The organism is Arthrobacter sp. Cza30 (assembly GCF_059090765.1).
The window spans coordinates 481,638-500,945 of record NZ_JBNHGA010000003.1 but is presented as its reverse complement, the minus strand read 5'-3'; the positions used below and the strand labels follow the sequence as shown (position 1 = coordinate 500,945).

The following is a 19,308-nucleotide window of genomic DNA, read 5'->3' as shown; positions in this document are numbered from 1 at the left end:
GCGCGCCGACCCCGCCGGGTCGGGCGTCGAAAAAGGGATCCGCGGCCATGGGCCCTCTCGGGGGGAACGAGGGACGACACCGCCGTGCCTGGAACGCCGGGTAAGCGTCCGGCAGCGCCACGGCCGCGGATCCGGTCTACATCAGCGGCTGGTGACGTCGGCACCCGCTGAGCGCACGATGGGCGGCCATCAGTAGGCCCCGGAAGGCGCGACCATGACCTTCGCGGTCCGCCACATGATCATCAGGTCGCTCATCACGGACCAGTTCTCGACGTAGCGCAGATCCAGGCGCACGCTCTCCTCCCAGGAGAGGTCGCTGCGCCCGCTGACCTGCCAGAGCCCCGTGATCCCCGGCTTGATGAACAGACGCCGGTACACCTTGCCGTCGTACTCGCGGACCTCTCTGGGCAGCGGCGGACGCGGTCCGACGACGCTCATGTCGCCGCGCAGCACGTTCCAGAACTGCGGCAGCTCGTCGATCGAGTACTTGCGCAGAACCGCGCCCACACGAGTGACCCGCGGGTCGCGCTTCATCTTGAACAGCACGCCGTTGCCCTCATTGAGCGCCTCGAGCTTCGCCAGCTGCTGTTCGGCATCCGTACGCATCGTCCGGAACTTCAGGATGCTGAACTCCTGTCCGTCGCGTCCGATCCGGGTCTGGCGGAAGAACACGGGACCACGGTCGTCGAGCCAGATCAGCAGGGCGATGAAGGGCAGCACGATCGCGATCGGGAGGAGGGCGAGCCCTGCCACCGCGATGTCGACAGCGCGCTTGAGCGCGTGGCGCCCGCCTTCGAAGTCCGGGATCTTCACCTGGATCAGCGGCAGACCGTCGACCGGCTGCAGGGAGATCCGCGGACCGGCCACATCGGCCACGCGACTCGAGAGGACGAGCTCGGCCGCCGTGCCCTCGAGATCCCAGCTGAGGCGCTTGATGAAGTCCGGGTCGTCGTCGGGACGGTTCGCCACGATGATGCTGTCGGCGCCCAGCACACGGGCGTGGCGCGCGACGTCGTCCATGGCCCCCACGACCACGTACGACCGGCCGTTCACCACGACGTCGTCGCGGCGATCGTCCGACGGCGCCGTGCCGACGATCGTGTACCCGAGCGCGCCGCCCTCGTGCAGGGTGCGGAGCACATACTCGATGTCGTCGCGGGTGCCCGTGACGATCGCGCGCTTGGAGTAGTGGCCGTAGCGGCGCTGCTGGAGCAGCCACTTGCGCCAGCTCCAGCGGCTCACCAGCAGCGCGAGGGTTCCGGCCGGCAGCGCGAGCAGGAGCTCGAACCGCAACTGCTGGGACTGCACCACGAGGAACGCGATCGCGAGCACGCCGAAGGCGTACCCCGACGCGTGTGCCACGCGCTTGTACTCCGTCGCACCCGACCCCATGATGTCGGCGGAGCGGGTGTGGCCGAGCCACAGCATCCCGAGCCAGGTCAGCACGGTGGCGGTCGCGACCAGCCACGCGGCGACGGCGTTCGTGCCGGCGGCGGCGATGGTGGCCGCCGTGGTCGCCCCGACAGCGGCGAGCACGACGAGCGTGTCGGTCACCCGCAGACGGTTGGCGTAGCGGCGCTCCCACAGGCGGCGGCGCTCGAGCGCAGGCTCCACGCGCGGCACAAGCGAGAGCGGCGGCTTCGTCGCGAGTTCGTCGACGCGTACTTCGCCGGCGCGAAGCCGCGGCGGAACGAGCGGTGCGACATCGACAGGCGCGTCGAATCCGACGAGAGCGTCCGCCCTCACATCGATGGCGCTCATCGCTCACCGCCTTGACGGCGCGCGTGATCGCGCAGGGCATCCCCAAATGCCATTGTCATTCCCCAGTGACATGTGGACAGCGCCGCAGAGCGGTGCTCTCCATCCCCAGTTGCGCTTACGACGGATCCCCATCCGTCTCAGGACTGCATCCCACTGCAGCCCCTGGCGCGTCAGTCACTCTACAGGGACGGGGGTGGGAGAGGAAGACGCAACGCTCTTGTTTTGCTGAGGTTCCGCTTGCGCCGCAGAAGAGACGTCCGGGTCAGCCGATCAGCCCGACGAGCGCGTCGAGTCCCATGCCGTAGTTGATGCGCACGGTCGGAAGCGCCAGCTTGTCCGTGCCGATCGTGACGTACCCGGGCTCGATGGTGCGTGCCATCTCCCAGCCCGCCTGCCGCAGGGCCTCCTTGGCGGTGTCGTTGTGATGGCCGAAGGGGTAGGCCATGACCTCCTTGACCCCCAGCACCGCCGCGGATGCCTCCATGTCGGCGACGATCTCGGGCACCGACCAGTTGACGATGCGGCCGTCGCCGTTGGCGCCGGCCTGATGCATGTCGTGCGTGTGCGACCGGCGCAGCACATACGGGGATGGCGCAGGGTCCTGCCGATAGGCGGTGATCATGAACGAGGTCGCCAGCACCTTGTACTTGTCCACGACGGGCACCGCGAGGTCGAACCATGTCTGGTCGGCGTCGTCGTCGGTGACGATCACCGAACGGTTCGGAAGGAACAGGCGCCCGTCGATGAAGGCGGACAGCTCGTCCCACGTGGGCAGGTAGAAGCCCGTCGATGCGATGTGGTTCATGTGCGCATCGAAGTCGCCGATGTACGCGTAGTTGCCACGGAGCCACCCGCTCTCGCCGTCCGGGTTCGCCGTGAACTGGTGGTACATGAGGATCGGGATGCGCGCATCCTCGGCCGCGTTCTGCTCCGGGGTCATCCAGGCGCCGTGCAGGGTGATGCGCCGATCCGTGCACGCGACGACCTCGGACCCGTTGACCCGGCCGGGCACGGCGAAGGCGGCGGCATCCTCGGGGGTGGCGTACCAGCCGGCGAAGACTAGACCGTCGCGGGACGGGATCGGCAGCCCCGTGTACAGCGCTCCCTGGGTCTGGAGCATCGGCGCGTCGGCGACGCCGTCGCCGGCGAACGACACGGCGCAGGCGGCAGGGTCGTCCGTCTGCGCCAGAAGCTCCTCCTCCGCCGTCATCGGCGTCGGGCTGGGCGTGGACGTGGGCGTCCGGTCAGGCGCCGTTCCTGCGGTCGGCGCCGGAGGCGCGGCATCCCGCTGGACAAGCGCGAACGCGGTGATCGTGCCCGCCACCGCGACGAGGGTGCCGAGGGCGATCGCCGCGGCGACGGCCCTCCTTCGGCGCACCCGCCGAGACGGGCGTCGCGGTCGGGATCCTGCGGTTCCTGCAGCGCTCATTCGCGTCCCCACGTCGGGACCGCCGCACCCCGGCGCGGCGGTTCTCGAGCGCACGATAGCGGGATGCCGCGTCACGCCCGCCGCAGGCGCGCCGGACGCGTCGGGACCGCGCTGCTAGGCTCGCCTGCCATGCTGCCCGCCGATTGGATCGAGCACCGCCGTGGAGACCGCGAGGTGCTCGGCTGGATCGTGCCCGATGGCGACGGCTTCCGCGTGCGCGATCTGCTCGGACGGGAGCGCACCGTCGAGCCGGTCACGTGGCTGGAGGCCGAGGACCTGCTGGACGAGCTCGGGATCGGCTACCTCGCCGACCGCTGGCTGCTGCGGGGGCCGGACGGCTCGGCGAGGCGGGTCCGCATCGCAGAGGCCGGTCCGCGAGGGGTCACCGTCGTCGCGGACGAATACGGCGCGGCATCCGCGGTCGGCGCGAACCCGGAGCGGTTCCACCTGCCGTTCCCCGTCTCCGACGACCTGGAGCCGGCTGCGGAGTAGGGTGCCGTGCGTGGGCTCCCTCATCTACTTAAACATGGCGTCCCTCGACGGATACATCGCCGGTCCCGACGGACGGTGGGACTGGGCGTTCCCGGATGCGGAGGTCCATTCGTTCGTCAACGATCTCACGGCGCCGGCGCGGACCCACCTGTACGGCCGCAAGGTCTACGAGGTGATGACCGTGTGGGAGGACCTCGCCCTCGATGATCTCCCGCCGGCCGAAAGGGAGTTCGCGCTCATGTGGCGCGAGATCGACAAGATCGTCTACTCGCGCACGCTCACGTCGGTCACGACGGCGCGCACCGACCTACGCGCTGAGTTCGACGCGGACGAGGTCCGCCGCATGAAGGCGGCATCGGACGCGCCCCTCGCGATCGGCGGCGGCACGCTCGCCTCCGTCGCGGCTCGCGCAGGAGTGCTCGACGAGGTCCACACCGTGATCGCGCCCGTCGTCGTGGGCGGCGGCACGCGTTTCCTCGAGGACGGCCTGCGGCTGGACCTGGACCTCTTCGCGCAACGGCGCTTCAGCAACGGGCTCGTCTACCTCGGCTATCGCGTACGAAGCGCCTGACGCTCCGTACGTCAGGGATGCGTCTGCGCCGGCCGGTTGGTCGGGCCGTTCTCCATGCTCTCCGAGATCTGCTCGGGAGACTCCTCGCTCGCGGCCTGATCGAAGTCCTGGGACGCGGCGGCGTCCTCCTTGACCTCGTCGGACACGACGTCCGTGGGGGGTGCATCATCTGCGCGCGCGTCGTCGGCGTGGCGCGAGTGCGGGGTCGGGTCGCTCATGGGAACTCCTTTCGACTGCCGCCACTCTTCCTTGCGGCAGCAGGCGGCGTCACGGGGTTGACACGCGTGCGACGGAGGGTGCTGTCACACGGCCGCGCGGATGAGCGGAACCGGGAAAGCGGAGGCGCGGATCGGGTCCAGTCGCGAGTCGGTGATCCCTGCCGTGAACGGATCGAGATCGAACACCTTGAAGAGCGCGTCACGCCCGAACTTCGAGCTGTCCGCGACGAAGAACGCCTCGCTCGCGATGGAGAGCATGGTGCGCTTGAGCTCGATCTCGTAGCTGGAGGTGCTGTAGAGGCCGTCGTCCATGACGGTGTCGCAGCCGAGGATCGCGACGTTGACCCGCAGATTCTGCAGCTGCTGCACCGAGGTCGGTCCCCACATCGACACGTCATTCGGCAGGAGCTCGCCGCCGATGAACACCAGGCTGGCACTCTGCCGCTCGGCGATCTCCATGCCGATCTGGAGATCGTTCGTCACGACGGTGATGCGCGAGCTCGCCAGGTGACGAGCCACCTCGAGTGTCGTCGTCCCGCTGTCCAGGAGCACGGTCTGCCCGTCCAGGATGCGGTCCGCCATCGCCTTGCCGATCGCGATCTTCTCGCGACGATGCAGCGTCTCCTTCAGATCGAACGGAGCGTCGGTCTGTCGTACGGGCAGCGCACCGCCGTGCGTGCGCTGCACGAGATCGCGCGACTCGAGTCGCTCCAGATCGCGGCGGATCGTCGAGGGCGTCACATTGAAGGCGTCGGCGAGACTGGTCACGGACTGGAAGCCCCGTTCGACCAGGATCTCCACGATCTGCGCCTGTCGAGACATGGGGGAAGCGCTCCTCTCGGCGGAGTGATTCGAACGACTATATCGCGCGGAATGCGCGATATCACGCACAAAGATGCGCGGGCGGCGCAGATTCTGCGCGAAACCGATTGACGCGCGGTGCGATCCTGAGTACCGTCGTGCGTCAGATCGTCGCATTCACGCACAGCTGCAGCGACCGGATCACAAAGGAGTGAGTATGAAGCGCAAGAGTCCTGCTATCGCCCTGCTCGCAGGAGCGACCTTGTTCGCTCTCGCGGGATGTGGCACGACTGCCGGTGGCGGCGCCACGGATGGCGGCGGCGGCGGAGGCGGCGGTGAGGCCTCGGCCGAAGGCGCCTATGTCACGGTCGTCAAGGCGACCGGCATCGGATGGTTCGACCGCATGGAGGTCGGCGTCGACGAGTGGGCGCAGGAGACCGGACTGGACGCCCGTCAGGAGGGTCCCGCACAGGCCACGAACGAGGGCCAGGTCGACATCATCCAGAACCTGATCGCGCAGGACCCCGTCGCGATCACGGTCGTCCCGAACGACGTGGCCGGGCTCGCCACCGTCCTCGGGGAGGCGCGAGACAAGGGCATCATCGTCGTGTCGCACGAGGCGGCGGGAATCGAGAACGTCGACATCGACATCGAGGCGTTCGAGAACAAGGCGTATGGGGCCCAGATCATGGACAATCTGGCCGAGTGCATGGGCGAAGAGGGCGGCTACGTCCAGTTCGTCGGCCGTCTCACCAACGGCTCGCACAGCGAGTGGGTCGAGGGTGCGCTGACGAACCAGGAGGAGAACTTCTCGGGTATGACGCGTCTGGAAGACCCCATCGAGTCCGAGGAGGACGAGGAGGTCGCCTACAACAAGGCCAAGGAGCTGCTGGCGAAGTACCCCGACATCAAGGGCTTCCAGGGCTCCGCGGGAACGGACGTCGTCGGGATCGCACGTGCGGTCGAAGAAGCGGGCAAGAACGACAGCGTGTGCGTGATGGGCACCTCGATCCCGTCCGTCGCCGGCAGCTACCTCGAGTCGGGCGCCATCGACAAGATCTTCTTCTGGGACCCGGCTCTGGCGGGCAAGGCGCAGCTGGCGATCGCTCAGATCCTCGCTGACGGCGGCACGATCGAGGAGGGCACCGACCTCGGAATCCCCGGGTACGAGTCGCTGGTGAAGCTCGAGGGCTACGACAACGTGTTCGCGGGCGAAGCCGGAGTCGTCGTCGACGCTTCCAACGTCGCCGAGTACGACTTCTGATCACTCGAACAGCTCGTCGACCGCGCGGGAGGGCACCGGCACCGGTGCGCTCCCGCGCGGCGACCCGAAGGAGCTCGCACTCATGAGTCCCGCACAGACGGTCCTCGAGGTGCGCGACATCGTCAAGACGTACGGCGGTGTGCGCGCGCTCGGCGGCGTTTCGCTGGTGCTTCGATCCGGTGAGGTGCACTGCCTCGCCGGCGAGAACGGCAGCGGCAAGTCCACGCTCATCAAGATCATCAGCGGTGTCGAGCGTCCCGACTCCGGCGTCATGATCGTCGACGGCGAGACGCTGACCCACACCACCCCCACCGATGCCATCCGCGCCGGCATCCAGGTGATCTACCAGGACTTCTCGCTCTTCCCGAACCTCACCGCCGCCGAGAACATCGCGATGCTGAGTGAACTGGCAAGCCGCCGGCGCCTGTCCTCGCGTCGTCGGATCCGAGAAGCGGCGGAGCGCATCGTCGGCGAGCTCGGGCTCCACATCGACCTCGACGCCGATGTGGAGCACCTCTCGGTGGCCGACCGGCAGCTCATCGCCATCTGCCGCGCGCTCGTGGGTGATGCGCGCGTGCTCATCATGGACGAGCCCACCACGGCGCTGACCCACTCCGAGGTCGAGCGGCTGTTCGCGATCGTGCGACGGCTGCAGACCCGCGGTGTCGCCATCGTCTTCGTAAGCCACAAGCTCGACGAGGTGCTGCGGATCTCGCAGCAGGTCACGGTGGTGCGCAACGGCGAAGTGGTGGAGTCGGGGCCGGCGTCGCAGTACACCGGCCGTTCCATCGCGCGGGCGATGACGGGCCGGGATGTCGGCGACGAGCGCCTCGTCGACGAGGTGCCGGCCGGACGCCCGCCGCTCATGGTCGTGGAGGGACTCGGCCGCAAGGGCGCCTTCGAGGACGTGGACTTCACGCTGCGGTCAGGAGAGATCCTCGGGATCACCGGGCTCCTCGGGTCGGGACGCAGTGAGATCGCCGAGGCCATCTTCGGAGTGGCCCCTGCCGACACCGGCACCGTGACGATCGAGGGCCGTACGCGCACCATCCGCTCCATCAAGGATGCGGTGCGGGCAGGCATCGGGTACGTCCCCGAGGATCGGCTGACCCAGGGGCTGTTCCTCGAGAAGTCGATCGCCGACAACATGGTCGCAGCGTCCATCGACTCGTACCGCAACAAGGCGCTGCTGCTGGACGGCAGGCGCGTGGGCGAGTCCATGGCGGATCTGTTCCAGAGGCTGCGGATCAAGGCGCCGAACGTGTCAGCGCCGGTGCGCAGCCTGTCGGGCGGAAACGCGCAGCGCGTCGTCATCGCCAAGTGGCTGGACCGCAAGCCCTCCGTGCTCATGCTCAACGGCCCCACCGTCGGCGTCGACATCGGATCCAAGGAGGAGATCTTCGCGATCCTGCGCGAGCAGGCCGCGCGGGGGATGGGGATCATCGTGATCTCGGATGACATCCCCGAGCTGGTGTCGAGCTGCCACCGCGTGCTGATCGTGCGCGCGGGACGCATCGTCGCCGAGCTGGCCGGGGATGAGATCGACGTCGACGGCATTCAGGAGAGGATGACCGCCTGATGGATGCGCTTCGCCGCCTGCGCGGCTCGAACAACGAGGGCGTGCTCGCCGCCGTCATCATCGTCGTGATCATCGCGATGTCCCTTGCCAGCCCCGCCTTCTTCACCCCGGGCACGTTCTTCGGCCTGGTGCGCAGCTCGCTGGTCCCGCTGGTCTTCGCTCTGGGCGTGCTCCTGGTGATGGTGTCAGGCGGCATCGATGTGTCGTTCCCCGCCATCGCCATCTTCGCCGCGTACACGACGGTGCAGTGGGTGGGGCAGGCCGGCTTCGATCCGACGCTCGTCGGCGTGTTCGCCGTCGCCGTCCTCATCGGAGCGCTGTGGGGCCTGCTGAACGGCGTCGTCATCGCCCGGTTCCGCCTGCCCACGCTGATCGTCACCCTCGGCACGCAGGGGATCATCAAAGGCATCCTTCTGACCTACATCGGCTCGGCGTACATCTCCGCCAGCAGGCTGCCGCCCAGCGTGACCGAGGCCGGCGGCGCCCACCTCGTGGACATCCCCGGCGCCGGCTACCTGCACGGGATGCTGCTGCCGGTCGTCGTGGTGGTGGTCGTGGTGTGGTGGATGCTGAAGTACACCACGTTCGGGCGGAGCATCTTCGCGATCGGCGGCGACATCGAAGCCGCACGCCGGGTGGGGATCAAGGTGGTCCGAACCCAGGTGCTGCTCTACGTGCTGGTGGGTGCGCTGGCCGCGTTCGGGGGCGTCATCTACGTCATCCTCGGTCGCAACGCCAACCCGCAGGCGCTCGTCGGCACCGAGCTGGACATCATCGCCGCCGTCGTCCTCGGCGGAGCGTCGATCTTCGGCGGACGCGGATCCGTGCTGGGCACGGTGCTCGGCGTCGTCCTCGTGCAGCTCATCAACAACAACCTGGTGCTGATCGGCGTGCCGAGCACGTGGCAGCGTGCCGCCGTCGGCGCGCTGCTGCTCATCGGCGTCAGCATCCAGGCGATCGCCGCGATGCGCGCACGCCGAACGCCGGTCCTGCTCGAGGAGGAGGTGAGCCGCGCATGAGCGACCTCGGGCCCAACGGCTTGCGCACGACCAACCGCCGCATCGACACCGCGTTCGGCGGCGTCATCTCACGGATCCACGTGCAGCGCGGAGCCGGCCGCATGGTGGTGCTCCTGCTCGCGACGTTCCTGCTCTTCGCCGCGCTGAATCCGCGGGTCTTCCTCAATCCGATCAATCTCCAGAACATCGGCGTCGGCGCTCCCGAGATCGGGCTCATCTCGCTGGCCATGATGATCGCGATGCTGACCGGCGGCATCGATCTGTCGGTCGTCGCGATCGCCAACGTGTCCGCCATCACCGTGTCCTCGCTCTACACGGCGGTGTCGACCGCGTCCGGTGAGCAGACGGCCGAGGCCATGTCGGGGCTCATCATCCTCGCGGGCCTGGGCATGGGTGCACTGCTGGGCGCGGTGAACGGCGTGCTGGTCAGCGTGGTCGGGATCACCCCCATTCTCACGACCCTCGGCACGATGCAGCTGTTCAACGGCCTCGCGCTGGTGTGGACGGGCGGCGTGACGATCTCGGGAGCGCCCTCGGCGCTCACCGCCATCGGCCGCAGCACGGTGATCGGGGTGCCGATCCTGTTCCTGATCCTGATCGTCGCGGCGATCGTCCTCGCGGTGGTCATCGACCGGACGCCGATCGGGCGCAAGATCCAGCTCCAGGGCGCCAATCCGGTCGCGGCGAGGTACTCGGGGATCAGCAGCCGCTCGACGCTCATGCTGACCTACGTCGTCAGCGGTCTGCTCGGCGCGCTCGCGGGTCTGATCTTCCTGGCACGCAACCCGTCCGCCAGCGCCGACTACGGCTCGAGCTACATCCTGCTGGCGATCGTGATCGCCGTGCTGGGCGGGACCAACCCGAACGGCGGGTTCGCCACCGTGCTCGGCGTGCTCCTGGCCACGCTGACCCTGCAGGTGGTCTCGAGCGGATTCACCGCTCTGAGGCTCTCCGCCTACGAGTACGCGATCGCGCAGGGTGTCCTGCTGATCGCCGTCATGGTGCTCGACCAGATCAGCTTCCGACGACGACGGCGCGCGTCGGCAGCTCCAGCATCCAGCGAGACAGTCGCCATCGCCACCCAGCGCGGCGGAAAGGACAGCAAGTGAAGAAGATCATCAACGAGCCCGAGGCGTTCGTCGACGAGTTCGTCGAAGGCATCCTGCTCGCCCACCCCGACCTGGTGAAGACGCCCGGGGACGATGTTCGCGTGCTGGTGCGTGCGGATGCGCCGCAGGCGGGGAAGGTGGGCATCGTCACCGGCGGAGGGTCGGGACACCTGCCGCTGTTCAAGGGCTATGTCGGCAAGGGGCTGTGCTCGGGCGTGGCCATCGGAAACGTCTTCAGCTCGCCGAGCTCCGAGCAGATCTACGAAGCCACCAAAGCCGTCGACGGCGGGGCCGGCGTGCTGTACCTGTACGGCAACTACGGCGGAGACGTCTTCAACTTCGACCTCGCCGTCGACCTGGCGGAGCTCGACGACATCCCCACCCGCACGGTGCTCGGCCGCGATGACGTCGCCAGCCAGCCGAAGGAGCGCAAGCAGGATCGTCGCGGTGTCGCCGGCATCCTGTTCGCGTACAAGGCCGCGGGTGCCGCCGCCGAGCGGGGCGACTCGTTGGAGGAGGTCGCCGCCATCGCCGAGGACGTCGTGGAGCACACCGCGACGATGGGTATCGGGCTGGCGCCGACCATCCTTCCCACCACCGGGAAGCCGAGCTTCGAGCTCCCCGACGGCGAGATGGAGATCGGGATCGGCATCCACGGCGAGCCGGGTACCCGTCGCGGCCCGCTCGAGACGGCCGACGAGATCGCGGAGCACATCGTCCAGGCGCTCGTCGACGACCTCGGGCTCGGCGCCGGCGCGCGTGTCGCCGTCCTCGTCAACGGGTTGGGGGCGACGCCTCTGGAAGAGCTGTACGTGCTGTACCGCAAGACGCATCAGGTGCTGACCGGCTTGGGGATCGAGATCGCCAAGAACTACGTCGGCGAGTACGCGACCAGTCTCGAGATGGCGGGCGCCTCGATCTCGCTGCTCGAGCTGAATGACGAACGGCTCGCTCTGCTGAACGCACCGGCGAAGTCGCCCTTCTTCGAGGAGAACTGACATGTTGGCCATCGACCTCAACGAGCGCATCCGCCGGAGCCTGACGATCCTGACCGATTCGGCCGAAGAGCTGCGGGAGCTCGACCAGCAGCTCGGCGACGGTGACCTCGGGATCACCATCTCCGCAGGTTCGCGGGCAGTGGTGGCCGCTCTCGAGCAGCTCCCCGAGGACGCGACGCCCGCCGAGATCGCCCGGGCGACGGCGAAGGCCTTCGCGAACGCCAATCCGTCGACGATGGCCGCCCTCGTGGCGGGGGCGCTCCTGGCCGGGTCTCGGGTGTGGGCCGACAAGACCGAGATCGCCATCCCGGACGCGCAGGGTTTCGCCGCCGCGGCCGCCGCCAGCATCGCCCAGCGCGGCAAGACGCAGCTCGGCGACAAGACGATCTACGACGGCCTGGCCGCCGTCGCGGACGCCCTCGTCGACCAGACCGACGCTGCGGCAGCCGTCGACGCCGCCGTCGCCGCCGCGGATGAAGCCGTCAAGCGCACCACCAACCTGCAGTCACGGCGCGGCCGCGCCTCCTGGCTCCAGGAGCGGAGCATCGGGATCGCCGACCCCGGCGCCACCGCCCTGCTGCGCTTCGTCGAGGCCTGGCGCACGGCGCAGCACGCGGATCGCCCCGCATCCTCCTCATCCATCACCAGCAACTCCTAAGGCGGTACCCCTCCGTGACTACCTGGCTCGACGACGTCTTCCCCGTGACCAAGCCCGTGATCGGGATGTGCCACCTGCCAGCGCTTCCCGGCGACCCCGCGTACGACCGGAGCGGCGGCATGGACGCCATCATCGCCCACGCGCGGCACGAGATCACTGCGCTCCAGGAGGGCGGCGTCGACGGCATCCTGATCTCCAACGAGTTCAGCCTGCCCTACCTGACCGAGACGGAGCCCATCACCGCCATCAGCATGGCGCGCGTGATCGGTGAGATCCGCGACGAACTGGCTGTGCCGTTCGGCGTGAACGTGCTCTGGGATGCCGTCCGCTCCATCGATCTCGCGGTAGCGACCGGCGCCGCCTTCGTCCGGGAGATCTTCACCGGCGTGTACGCCAGCGACTTCGGGCTCTGGAACACCAACGTGGGCAAGACCGCCCGGCACCGCCAGGCGGTCTCGGCCGGGGATGTGCGGCTGCTGTTCAACATCGTCCCCGAGGCCGCTGCCTACGTCGCCGAGCGCGACCTCGCGCAGCTGACGCGGTCGACCGTGTTCAACTGCGTCCCGGACGGTCTCTGCGTATCGGGTCTGACAGCGGGCGCGCCCACCGACACCTCGACGCTCAAGGTCGTCAAGGAGCACGCCGGCGACACTCCCGTCTTCGTCAACACCGGTGTCCGGCCGGACACGATCGCCGAGAGCATGAGGTTCGCGGACGCCGGCATCGTCGGCACCTTCTTCAAGAAGGACGGCAAGTTCGAGAACGATGTGGACGTGGCACGGGTGAAGGACCTGATGAGCGTCGCCCGGAGCGTTCGCTGACGATGTTCGTGGGGATCGACGTCGGCACGTTCGAGAGCAAGGGCGTGCTGGTCGACAGCGACGGAGCGGTGATCGCCGAAGCGCGCCGCCGTCACGACATCTCCACTCCTGCGCCGGGGCAGGTCGAGCAGGATCCCGAATCGGTGTGGTGGGCCGATGTCGTGGGGATCGCCCGCGAGCTCACGGCGCACCCTGCCGCGCGGGACATCGCCGGGGTGGGGCTGAGCGCGATCGGCCCGTGCGTCGTCGCGACCGACGCCGAGCTGCGCCCGCTGCGGCCGGCGATCCTGTACGGGGTCGACACCCGGGCCACCACGCAGATCGAGCAGATCAACCGCCGTCTGGGCGCGGCCGAGGTGCTCCGGCGTTCGGGGAACACGCTGACGAGTCAGTCGGCGGGACCCAAGATCGCCTGGCTGAGAGACGAGGAGCCCGAAGCGTGGCGTTCGGCGGCATGGTTCATGACCAGCCAGTCATGGCTCGTGGCGAAGCTGACCGGCGAAGTGACGATCGACCATGCGACGGCGGGCTACTTCCATCCCCTCTACGACCTCACGCGGGGTGAGTGGGACGCCAGCGGGTGCGAGGACTTCATCGACGTCGAACGCCTGCCGCGTCTCGGGTGGAGCACCGACATCGCCGGCACCGTCACGGAGGGGGCCGCTGAGCTCACCGGCATCCCCGCGGGCACGCCCGTCATCATCGGCACGACCGATTCTCCTGCCGAGGCTGTCGGCTCAGGCGTGGTGGGCGAGGGCGAGCTCATGGCGATGTACGGCTCGAGCGGCTACTTCATCCGCGTCGGTGATCACCTGCGCACGGATGCGCACCTGTGGTCTGCGCCCTTCGTCTTCGAAGACAGCTACGTCCTCGCCTCCGGCACATCCACGGCCGGCACCGCCACCCGTTGGATCGCGAACCTGCTCGGCATCACCGCCCCTCACGACGAGCAGACGTTCTCGCAGCTTCTGGAGCTGGCTGCACAGTCGGAGCCGGGTGCCCGAGGCCTGCTCGCCCTGCCGCACCTGGCAGGTGAGCGCACGCCGTTCCAGGACCCCCTCAGCCGCGGGGTGCTGATCGGCATGGGACTCGAGCACACCAGGGCCGATGTCGCCCGAGCCGTCCTGGAGGGTGTGGGGCATTCCATCGCCGCCGCCATCCTGGCCTTCCGCTCGGCCGGGGCGCCGATCGAGCGGGTCAGGGCGATCGGGGGAGCGACCAGGAACCGCTTCATCATCGAGACCGTCTCGACGGTGACGGGTCTCACCCAAGAGGTCGCCGACTCGCCCGGTGCCGCATACGGCGACGCCTTCCTGGTCGCCGTCGCCACCGGGGCGGTCGAGGATCGCGAGGACGTGCGGGAGTGGGTGCGCGTTCGCGAGACCGTGGTGCCGGATGCCGCCGGTCGCTCGCTGCTGGCCGCCGACCATGACGACTACCTCGCGCTGTACCGTGCGGTCGCCCCCCTTCAACATGGACGTGCGCGATGACGCGGGAGCTCATCCGATGGGGTCGCATCGCGACCCTCGTCGCCGACGGCGTCAATGTGAAGCGCGGCGACAAGGTCTCTGTCTTCGTCACCGACAGCTCAGCGATGGACGCGGTCGCCGGATTCGTGGACGAGTGCTGGCGGCGAGGCGCGGTGCCCCAGGTCCTCGCGACCGACGAGCGATTCGACGAGAGCGCCTTGCGATGGGCCGATCCCTCGCTGCTGGAGGCTCCGCCGCCCCTCGAGGTCGCCGCGATGGAGTGGTCCGACGTGCACGTGTCGTTCCGGGCCATGACCTCCCCGCTCGTGGATGCCTCGCCGGCGAGGATCGCAGCGCTGCGTCACGGCCGCGGGATCGTCTCGACTCTGCGGTGGCAGGGCACGCGCTGGGCGCTGGTGCGTGTGCCGACCCCGACATGGGCGCGGGCCACCGGCGGCGACTTCGACGCGCTGCTGACCGAGTGGGCCGCTTCGTTCGACGCCGACTGGCTCGAGGCCGGCGAGCGGATGGGGGCGCTGTGCGACTTGCTGGCGCCTGCGCGCACGGTGGTCATCGAGGACGACTGGGGGCGTCTCGAGCTGCCCGTCGGCGGGCGCCGCTGGGTGGCATTCTCGGGTGAGGCGAACTGGCCGGACGGCGAGATCGCGACCGCTCCGGTCGAGGACGCCGTGAGCGGCGTCATCCGATTCCCCGGTGCGTTCTACTTCGCCGGGGTGCGCGTGCGTGACCTCGAGCTGACCTTCCAGGACGGCGTGGTCGTGCGCGAGACGGCGGCCGAAGGGCTTGACTTCGTGCGCGAGCTGCTCGACGCCGACGCCGGCTCGCGACGAGTCGGCGAGCTCGGGATCGGTACGAACGCCGCGCTGCGAACGGCGACGGGTGACCTGCTGATCGACGAGAAGATCCTCGGCACCGTCCACATCGCTCTCGGCCGGGCGTATCCGCAGTGCGGCGGCGTGAACGAGTCGGCACTGCACTGGGACATCGTCAAGGACCTGCGAGCCGGCGCCGGCGCCGGGTCCCTGTCCGTCGACGACCGTTGGCTCATCCGTGACGGTGTCGTGCAGCAGCCGCTGCTCGACGCCGCCGTCGCTCGCCGCATCGCCGGCTGAAAGAAAGGCACCCTCATGTACGCGAACGAACTCGACGCGCCTGCACCTCTGGCGCAGCATCCCCTGGCCTGGCGGGAGACGGCGACCCCGGAGCCCGGTCCCGGTCAGCTCCTGATCGAGGTGGCGGCGTGCGGCGTATGCCGCTCGAACCTCCATCTGATCGAGGGGGACTGGGTCGACGGCGGGGTGCCTGCCATCAGCCCCATCGTGCCGGGCCACGAGGTCACGGGCCGCGTCGTCGCCGTGGGGCAGGACGCTGAGGGCTTCGCCGTGGGCGACGCCGTCGGGGTCCAGCCGCTGTGGTGGACCTGCGAGCAGTGCGAGTTCTGCCTGAGCGGACGCGAGCAGCTGTGTCACCAGCGGCTGATCACCGGCGAGCATGTCAACGGCGGCTTCGGTGAGTTCATGCTGTCGAACGCGGCCCACACCTACCGGGTCCCCGAGAACCTCGACCTCGTGGAGGCGGCACCCTTGTTCTGTCCCGGCATCACCGGGTACGGCGCCGTGAAGAAGCTCGACATCGGGCCAGGGCAGCGCGTGGGCGTCTTCGGACTCGGCGGGGTCGGGCATCTCGCTCTGCAATTCGCCGTGCTCACCGGAGCGGAGGTGGTGGCCGTCGCCCGCAGTGCGGAGCACCGCGCCGTGGCGCTCGAGCTGGGAGCGCACGAGGCGGTGGACGCGTCGGCTCCGGACGCCGGCGACCTGATCGAGGACTCGCTGGACGCGGCGCTGACCTTCGCTCCCTCGGACGTCGTGACGGCGCTGGCACTCCGGTCCCTGAAGTGGGGCGGCACGCTTGTCACCGGCGTCCCGCTGTCCCTGGAGGGTTTCCCCTTCAACAAGGAGCAGATCATCCGCGCTTCGATCCTCGGGTCGCGACGGGACATGAACGAGGTGCTCCGCCTCGCCTCCGAGGGCAGAGTCCGCACGGTGGTCGACCGGTTCCCGATGCCGCGCGCGGACGAGGCGCTGGAACTCCTCGCGCAGGGGCGACTGCGGTCACGCGCGGTGCTGGAGAATCGCGGCTGAGTCGTTCACCCGCTGTTTCCGCGGCCCGGTATTTTCGAGCGGATGCCGCTCGACACGTCTGATCTCGTCCGTCCGGCCCAGCAGCGCTCCACGGCAGCCTTCGTCGTGCTCTCGCCGCTGGCGATCATCCTGCTGGGCCATCTGACGGCCCGGATCGCGGCCGCCGTGCACCCGCCGTCGGCGTGGGTCGCCGTGGCGGTGGTCTACTGGGCTGCGATGGGCGCCGTGGTGCTCCTGGCTACGACGCGAGACCAGCGGCGCCTGTGGTGGGCGCCGTCGCGACTGCGGTGGTGGATCATCCCGTCGGCGCTGGCGCTCGGGGCCATCCCGGTCGCCGGCATCCTGCTGCTCAATCTGGACGTCGTCGCCAGCCACGGCGTCCTCATCGCGCCGTGGCTGCTGTTCGCGCTGGTCAACCCGGTGATGGAGGAGGCGTACTGGCGGGGCGCTCTCGCCGACGCGACTGCGCCGTGGCCGGTCTGGAGTGCGGGCCTGTATTCGACAGCGCTCTTCGTCGCGAGCCATCCGCTGATGTGGGGCGTCTTCTCGGAGGGGAACCGCTCGCCCATGCTCTACGCGTCGCTGACCTTGATGGGCCTTGCCTGGTTCGCCATGCGTCGCGTGTCGGGGAGTCTCCGGTGGCCGATCATCTCCCACGCGCTGGTGGACATCGGCAACCTGTCGGTCTTCGTGTTCGTCAACGCGTACGTGCCGCCCGCGCCGCACTGACCTTGCCGGCGCGGTGACGCCGGACGCCGGAGCGGTTGGCGCATCGGACCGAGCAGTACCGCTGCCGGCCGTTGCGGGTGACATCGACGACCACGTTCCGGCACTCGTCGCCTGCATCGAGACCGGCCGCGCACCGGCTGAGCCGGTGCATGCCCCGCGTCGTCAGGTGCAGCGCCGTCCCGACGCTGATCACGGCCGCGAGCACGTGCGACAGCGTCGCATTCTCGTCGCGGTAGTGCAGGTGCCATCCTTCCCCGTCGTGATCGGTCATCCGCGGGTACGCCGCCACGGCCGCCATGTGAGCGTTCAGCAGCTGCGCGCGAGCCCCCGGGTCGGACGCGTCGACGACCGTGAGCCATTCGTCGATGACCCTCCGCGTGCGTGCGTGGTCGTCGGCCGACTCGAGGAACGTCATGGTCATGCCGTATTCGCGTGTGCGCGCCACGATGCCGGCGCGGTCGTCGGGCCAGTCGTTGGCCAGGGATGCCGCCAGCAGCACCGCATACTCGCCGTAAGGGTTGAGATGCACAAGGCCATTACATCAGGGTGAGGCATGTGATGCGACCGTCCACCTCGAATCAGCAGAGCAGCGTCCCGCCCGCCGTCTCCCATGAGCACGCCTGGGCCACGCGGTCGGCACATCGCACGTCGGCGGGCGAGGTCGTCTACGTGCGGTGCGTCGAGTGCGGCGCTCACCGCGTCGACCTCCGCGTGCAGCCGTCCCTGCCGCCGACGGCCGTCAGCACGGCGGTCGGCGGGAAGTGACCGAGCGTCCGGCGGCGAGGCTCGCCGAGCGCCCCGATATCCGGTCAGCCCTCCCGGGAGGCGGAGCCGCGGATACTGACGAGGAAACCGTCCACATTCGGCAGATGAGCGCGAACGCTGCGCTCGATACGGTCGGCCACCTCGTCGGGCGCGGTCGTCGTCACGATCGCGTCGCCTTCGAGGCGATGACCGACCCAGCGCAGCCGCACCCGGTCGACGCTCGTGACGCCCTCGACGCGGGCGATCGCGTGTTCGGCGCGGTCGACGAGTTCCGGCTCGACGCCGTCGAGCAGTCTCGCACCGACGCTGCGGATGGTGCCGATCAGCAGCACGAAGATAGCGGCGGAAATCACCAGACCGACGATGGGATCCGCCAGCGGGAAGCCGGCGAGGACGCCGATCCCGCCGACCACGACGGCCAACGACGTGAAGCCGTCGGTGCGCGCATGCACCCCGTCGGCCACCAGCGCTGCGGAGCCGATCCGCTGCCCGACGCGGATGCGGTAGATCGCGACCGCTTCGTTGCCCAGGAAGCCGATGACGCCAGCGACGATCACCCAGCCGATGTGCTGCAGCGGCTGCGGATTCACGATGCGGTCGATCGACTGCCACGCCGCGACCACCGCCGACAGGGCCACCACGAACACGATGAACAGGCCGGCCAGGTCCTCCGCGCGACCGAACCCGTACGTGTACCGCCGGGTCGCGGCGCGCCGGCCCAGCGCGAACGCGATCCACAGCGGAACCGCCGTCAAGGCGTCCGAGAAGTTGTGGACCGTGTCGGCGAGCAGGGCGACCGAGCCGCTGAACGCCACGACCGCCGCCTGCAGCACGGTTGTGACGAGCAGGATCACCAGGCTCATCTTCAGCGCCCGAATGCCGGCGCCATGAGCCTCCATCGCGTCGTCGATCGCGTCCGCCGCATCGTGCGAATGCGGTACGAACAGGTCGAGCACGAAGCCCTTCAAGCCCTTCGGATGCCGGTGCCGGTGCCCGTGTCCGTGGTCGTGGCGGTGATGCGCAGGCGAATGTCCGCCGGTCATTCCGAGAGCGCCCGATCGATGTGATGGTGACGGGGCACGCCACCGAGGGAGTGCTCGGCCTGGAAGATCGCGTCGGCGACCAGGCGCGACGCGTGCTCGTTCTCCAAGCGGTAGAAGACCCGCTGCCCCTCCTGCCGTGTCGCGACGATGCGTGCCAGACGCAGTTTCGCGAGGTGCTGCGACACGGCAGCCGGAGACTTGTCCACGATGTCGGCGAGGTGGTTCACCGAAAGCTCACCGGCACCCTGGAGCGCCATCACGATCCGGATGCGGGTCGCGTCCGCGAGCATGGAGAAGACCTCCACCGCGAGCTCGACGTAAGAGCTGTCCGGTGAATAGTCGCACATCCGCGTATCTGCGCTCATACGCAGATGCTACGCGTTCGACGCGTGCACGTTCCATCCCCGCGATTCGTGCTGG

The 19,308-nt window shown here is 69.0% G+C and carries 21 protein-coding genes; 14 read left to right on the top strand and 7 right to left on the bottom strand.

Annotated elements, in window-relative coordinates; all coding sequences use genetic code 11:
- Nucleotides 1-189: 189 nt before the first annotated feature.
- Together AC5RVZ_RS11880 and AC5RVZ_RS11875 are read right to left on the bottom strand one after the other, a co-directional pair.
- Entirely contained in the window at nt 190-1,761 is a 1,572-nt protein-coding gene (locus AC5RVZ_RS11880; RefSeq protein ID WP_494065959.1) for a sugar transferase, read from the bottom strand.
- Nucleotides 1,762-2,023: 262 nt separating this feature from the next.
- The gene (locus AC5RVZ_RS11875) at nt 2,024-3,139 is read right to left on the bottom strand and encodes a polysaccharide deacetylase family protein (protein WP_494065958.1); all 1,116 of its coding nucleotides are present in this window, start codon (nt 3,137-3,139) and stop codon (nt 2,024-2,026) included.
- Between the two features lie 180 nt (nt 3,140-3,319).
- On the opposite strand from AC5RVZ_RS11875, the gene AC5RVZ_RS11870 reads away from it, so the two are divergent.
- The gene (locus tag AC5RVZ_RS11870) at nt 3,320-3,682 is read left to right on the top strand and encodes a hypothetical protein (RefSeq protein WP_494065957.1); all 363 of its coding nucleotides are present in this window, start codon (nt 3,320-3,322) and stop codon (nt 3,680-3,682) included.
- Nucleotides 3,683-3,692: 10 nt separating this feature from the next.
- Complete coding sequence (locus AC5RVZ_RS11865; RefSeq protein WP_494065956.1) at nt 3,693-4,253, top strand: dihydrofolate reductase family protein; 561 nt, start codon at nt 3,693-3,695, stop codon at nt 4,251-4,253.
- Between the two features lie 11 nt (nt 4,254-4,264).
- On the opposite strand, the gene AC5RVZ_RS11860 is transcribed toward AC5RVZ_RS11865, so the two are convergent.
- Nucleotides 4,265-4,471, bottom strand: coding sequence for a hypothetical protein (locus tag AC5RVZ_RS11860; protein WP_494065955.1), 207 nt, complete (start codon nt 4,469-4,471; stop codon nt 4,265-4,267).
- Nucleotides 4,472-4,555: 84 nt separating this feature from the next.
- Nucleotides 4,556-5,293 carry a DeoR/GlpR family DNA-binding transcription regulator gene (locus tag AC5RVZ_RS11855; protein WP_494065954.1) on the bottom strand — a complete coding sequence of 246 codons (738 nt, stop codon included), beginning with the start codon at nt 5,291-5,293 and terminating at the stop codon, nt 4,556-4,558.
- Between the two features lie 196 nt (nt 5,294-5,489).
- Here AC5RVZ_RS11855 and AC5RVZ_RS11850 point away from each other — a divergent pair, with 196 nt between their 5' ends.
- From AC5RVZ_RS11850 to AC5RVZ_RS11800, 11 genes are all read left to right on the top strand, one after another.
- Nucleotides 5,490-6,536 carry an autoinducer 2 ABC transporter substrate-binding protein gene (locus AC5RVZ_RS11850; RefSeq protein ID WP_494065953.1) on the top strand — a complete coding sequence of 349 codons (1,047 nt, stop codon included), beginning with the start codon at nt 5,490-5,492 and terminating at the stop codon, nt 6,534-6,536.
- Nucleotides 6,537-6,618: 82 nt separating this feature from the next.
- Complete coding sequence (locus tag AC5RVZ_RS11845) at nt 6,619-8,115, top strand: sugar ABC transporter ATP-binding protein (protein ID WP_494065952.1); 1,497 nt, start codon at nt 6,619-6,621, stop codon at nt 8,113-8,115.
- The gene (locus tag AC5RVZ_RS11840; protein ID WP_494065951.1) at nt 8,115-9,134 is read left to right on the top strand and encodes an ABC transporter permease; all 1,020 of its coding nucleotides are present in this window, start codon (nt 8,115-8,117) and stop codon (nt 9,132-9,134) included. The genes AC5RVZ_RS11845 and AC5RVZ_RS11840 overlap by 1 nt, the downstream gene beginning before the upstream one ends.
- Nucleotides 9,131-10,243 (top strand): ABC transporter permease, encoded by a 1,113-nt coding sequence (locus AC5RVZ_RS11835; RefSeq protein WP_494065950.1) that lies wholly within the window; start codon nt 9,131-9,133, stop codon nt 10,241-10,243. The genes AC5RVZ_RS11840 and AC5RVZ_RS11835 overlap by 4 nt, the downstream gene beginning before the upstream one ends.
- Nucleotides 10,240-11,241, top strand: coding sequence for a dihydroxyacetone kinase subunit DhaK (locus AC5RVZ_RS11830; RefSeq protein WP_494065949.1), 1,002 nt, complete (start codon nt 10,240-10,242; stop codon nt 11,239-11,241). Before AC5RVZ_RS11835 ends, AC5RVZ_RS11830 begins: the two co-directional genes overlap by 4 nt.
- A gap of 1 nt (nt 11,242) precedes the next feature.
- Nucleotides 11,243-11,899: a dihydroxyacetone kinase subunit L gene (locus AC5RVZ_RS11825; RefSeq protein WP_494065948.1), complete on the top strand. Its 657-nt coding sequence runs from the start codon at nt 11,243-11,245 to the stop codon at nt 11,897-11,899.
- A gap of 14 nt (nt 11,900-11,913) precedes the next feature.
- Nucleotides 11,914-12,720, top strand: a complete 807-nt coding sequence (locus tag AC5RVZ_RS11820; RefSeq protein ID WP_494065947.1) for a BtpA/SgcQ family protein — start codon at nt 11,914-11,916, stop codon at nt 12,718-12,720.
- An 8-nt stretch (nt 12,721-12,728) separates the two neighbouring features.
- Nucleotides 12,729-14,210, top strand: coding sequence for an FGGY-family carbohydrate kinase (locus tag AC5RVZ_RS11815; protein WP_494065946.1), 1,482 nt, complete (start codon nt 12,729-12,731; stop codon nt 14,208-14,210).
- Complete coding sequence (locus AC5RVZ_RS11810; protein WP_494065945.1) at nt 14,207-15,322, top strand: aminopeptidase; 1,116 nt, start codon at nt 14,207-14,209, stop codon at nt 15,320-15,322. Before AC5RVZ_RS11815 ends, AC5RVZ_RS11810 begins: the two co-directional genes overlap by 4 nt.
- Before the next feature lie 15 nt (nt 15,323-15,337).
- A complete protein-coding gene (locus AC5RVZ_RS11805) occupies nt 15,338-16,351 on the top strand; it encodes an alcohol dehydrogenase catalytic domain-containing protein (protein ID WP_494065944.1) in 1,014 nt (337 codons plus the stop codon).
- A gap of 42 nt (nt 16,352-16,393) precedes the next feature.
- Nucleotides 16,394-17,080 (top strand): CPBP family intramembrane glutamic endopeptidase, encoded by a 687-nt coding sequence (locus tag AC5RVZ_RS11800; RefSeq protein ID WP_494065943.1) that lies wholly within the window; start codon nt 16,394-16,396, stop codon nt 17,078-17,080.
- On the opposite strand, the gene AC5RVZ_RS11795 is transcribed toward AC5RVZ_RS11800, so the two are convergent.
- Entirely contained in the window at nt 17,049-17,609 is a 561-nt protein-coding gene (locus AC5RVZ_RS11795) for a CGNR zinc finger domain-containing protein (protein WP_494065942.1), read from the bottom strand. The two genes, AC5RVZ_RS11800 and AC5RVZ_RS11795, sit on opposite strands and share 32 nt — an antisense overlap.
- A gap of 29 nt (nt 17,610-17,638) precedes the next feature.
- Here AC5RVZ_RS11795 and AC5RVZ_RS11790 point away from each other — a divergent pair, with 29 nt between their 5' ends.
- Nucleotides 17,639-17,845, top strand: coding sequence for a hypothetical protein (locus AC5RVZ_RS11790; RefSeq protein ID WP_494065941.1), 207 nt, complete (start codon nt 17,639-17,641; stop codon nt 17,843-17,845).
- A 44-nt stretch (nt 17,846-17,889) separates the two neighbouring features.
- Here AC5RVZ_RS11790 and AC5RVZ_RS11785 read toward each other — a convergent pair whose 3' ends face one another.
- Both AC5RVZ_RS11785 and AC5RVZ_RS11780 read right to left on the bottom strand, forming a co-directional pair.
- The gene (locus tag AC5RVZ_RS11785; protein ID WP_494065940.1) at nt 17,890-18,888 is read right to left on the bottom strand and encodes a cation diffusion facilitator family transporter; all 999 of its coding nucleotides are present in this window, start codon (nt 18,886-18,888) and stop codon (nt 17,890-17,892) included.
- A complete protein-coding gene (locus AC5RVZ_RS11780) occupies nt 18,885-19,253 on the bottom strand; it encodes an ArsR/SmtB family transcription factor (RefSeq protein ID WP_494065939.1) in 369 nt (122 codons plus the stop codon). The genes AC5RVZ_RS11785 and AC5RVZ_RS11780 overlap by 4 nt, the downstream gene beginning before the upstream one ends.
- Between the last annotated feature and the right edge of the window lie 55 nt (nt 19,254-19,308).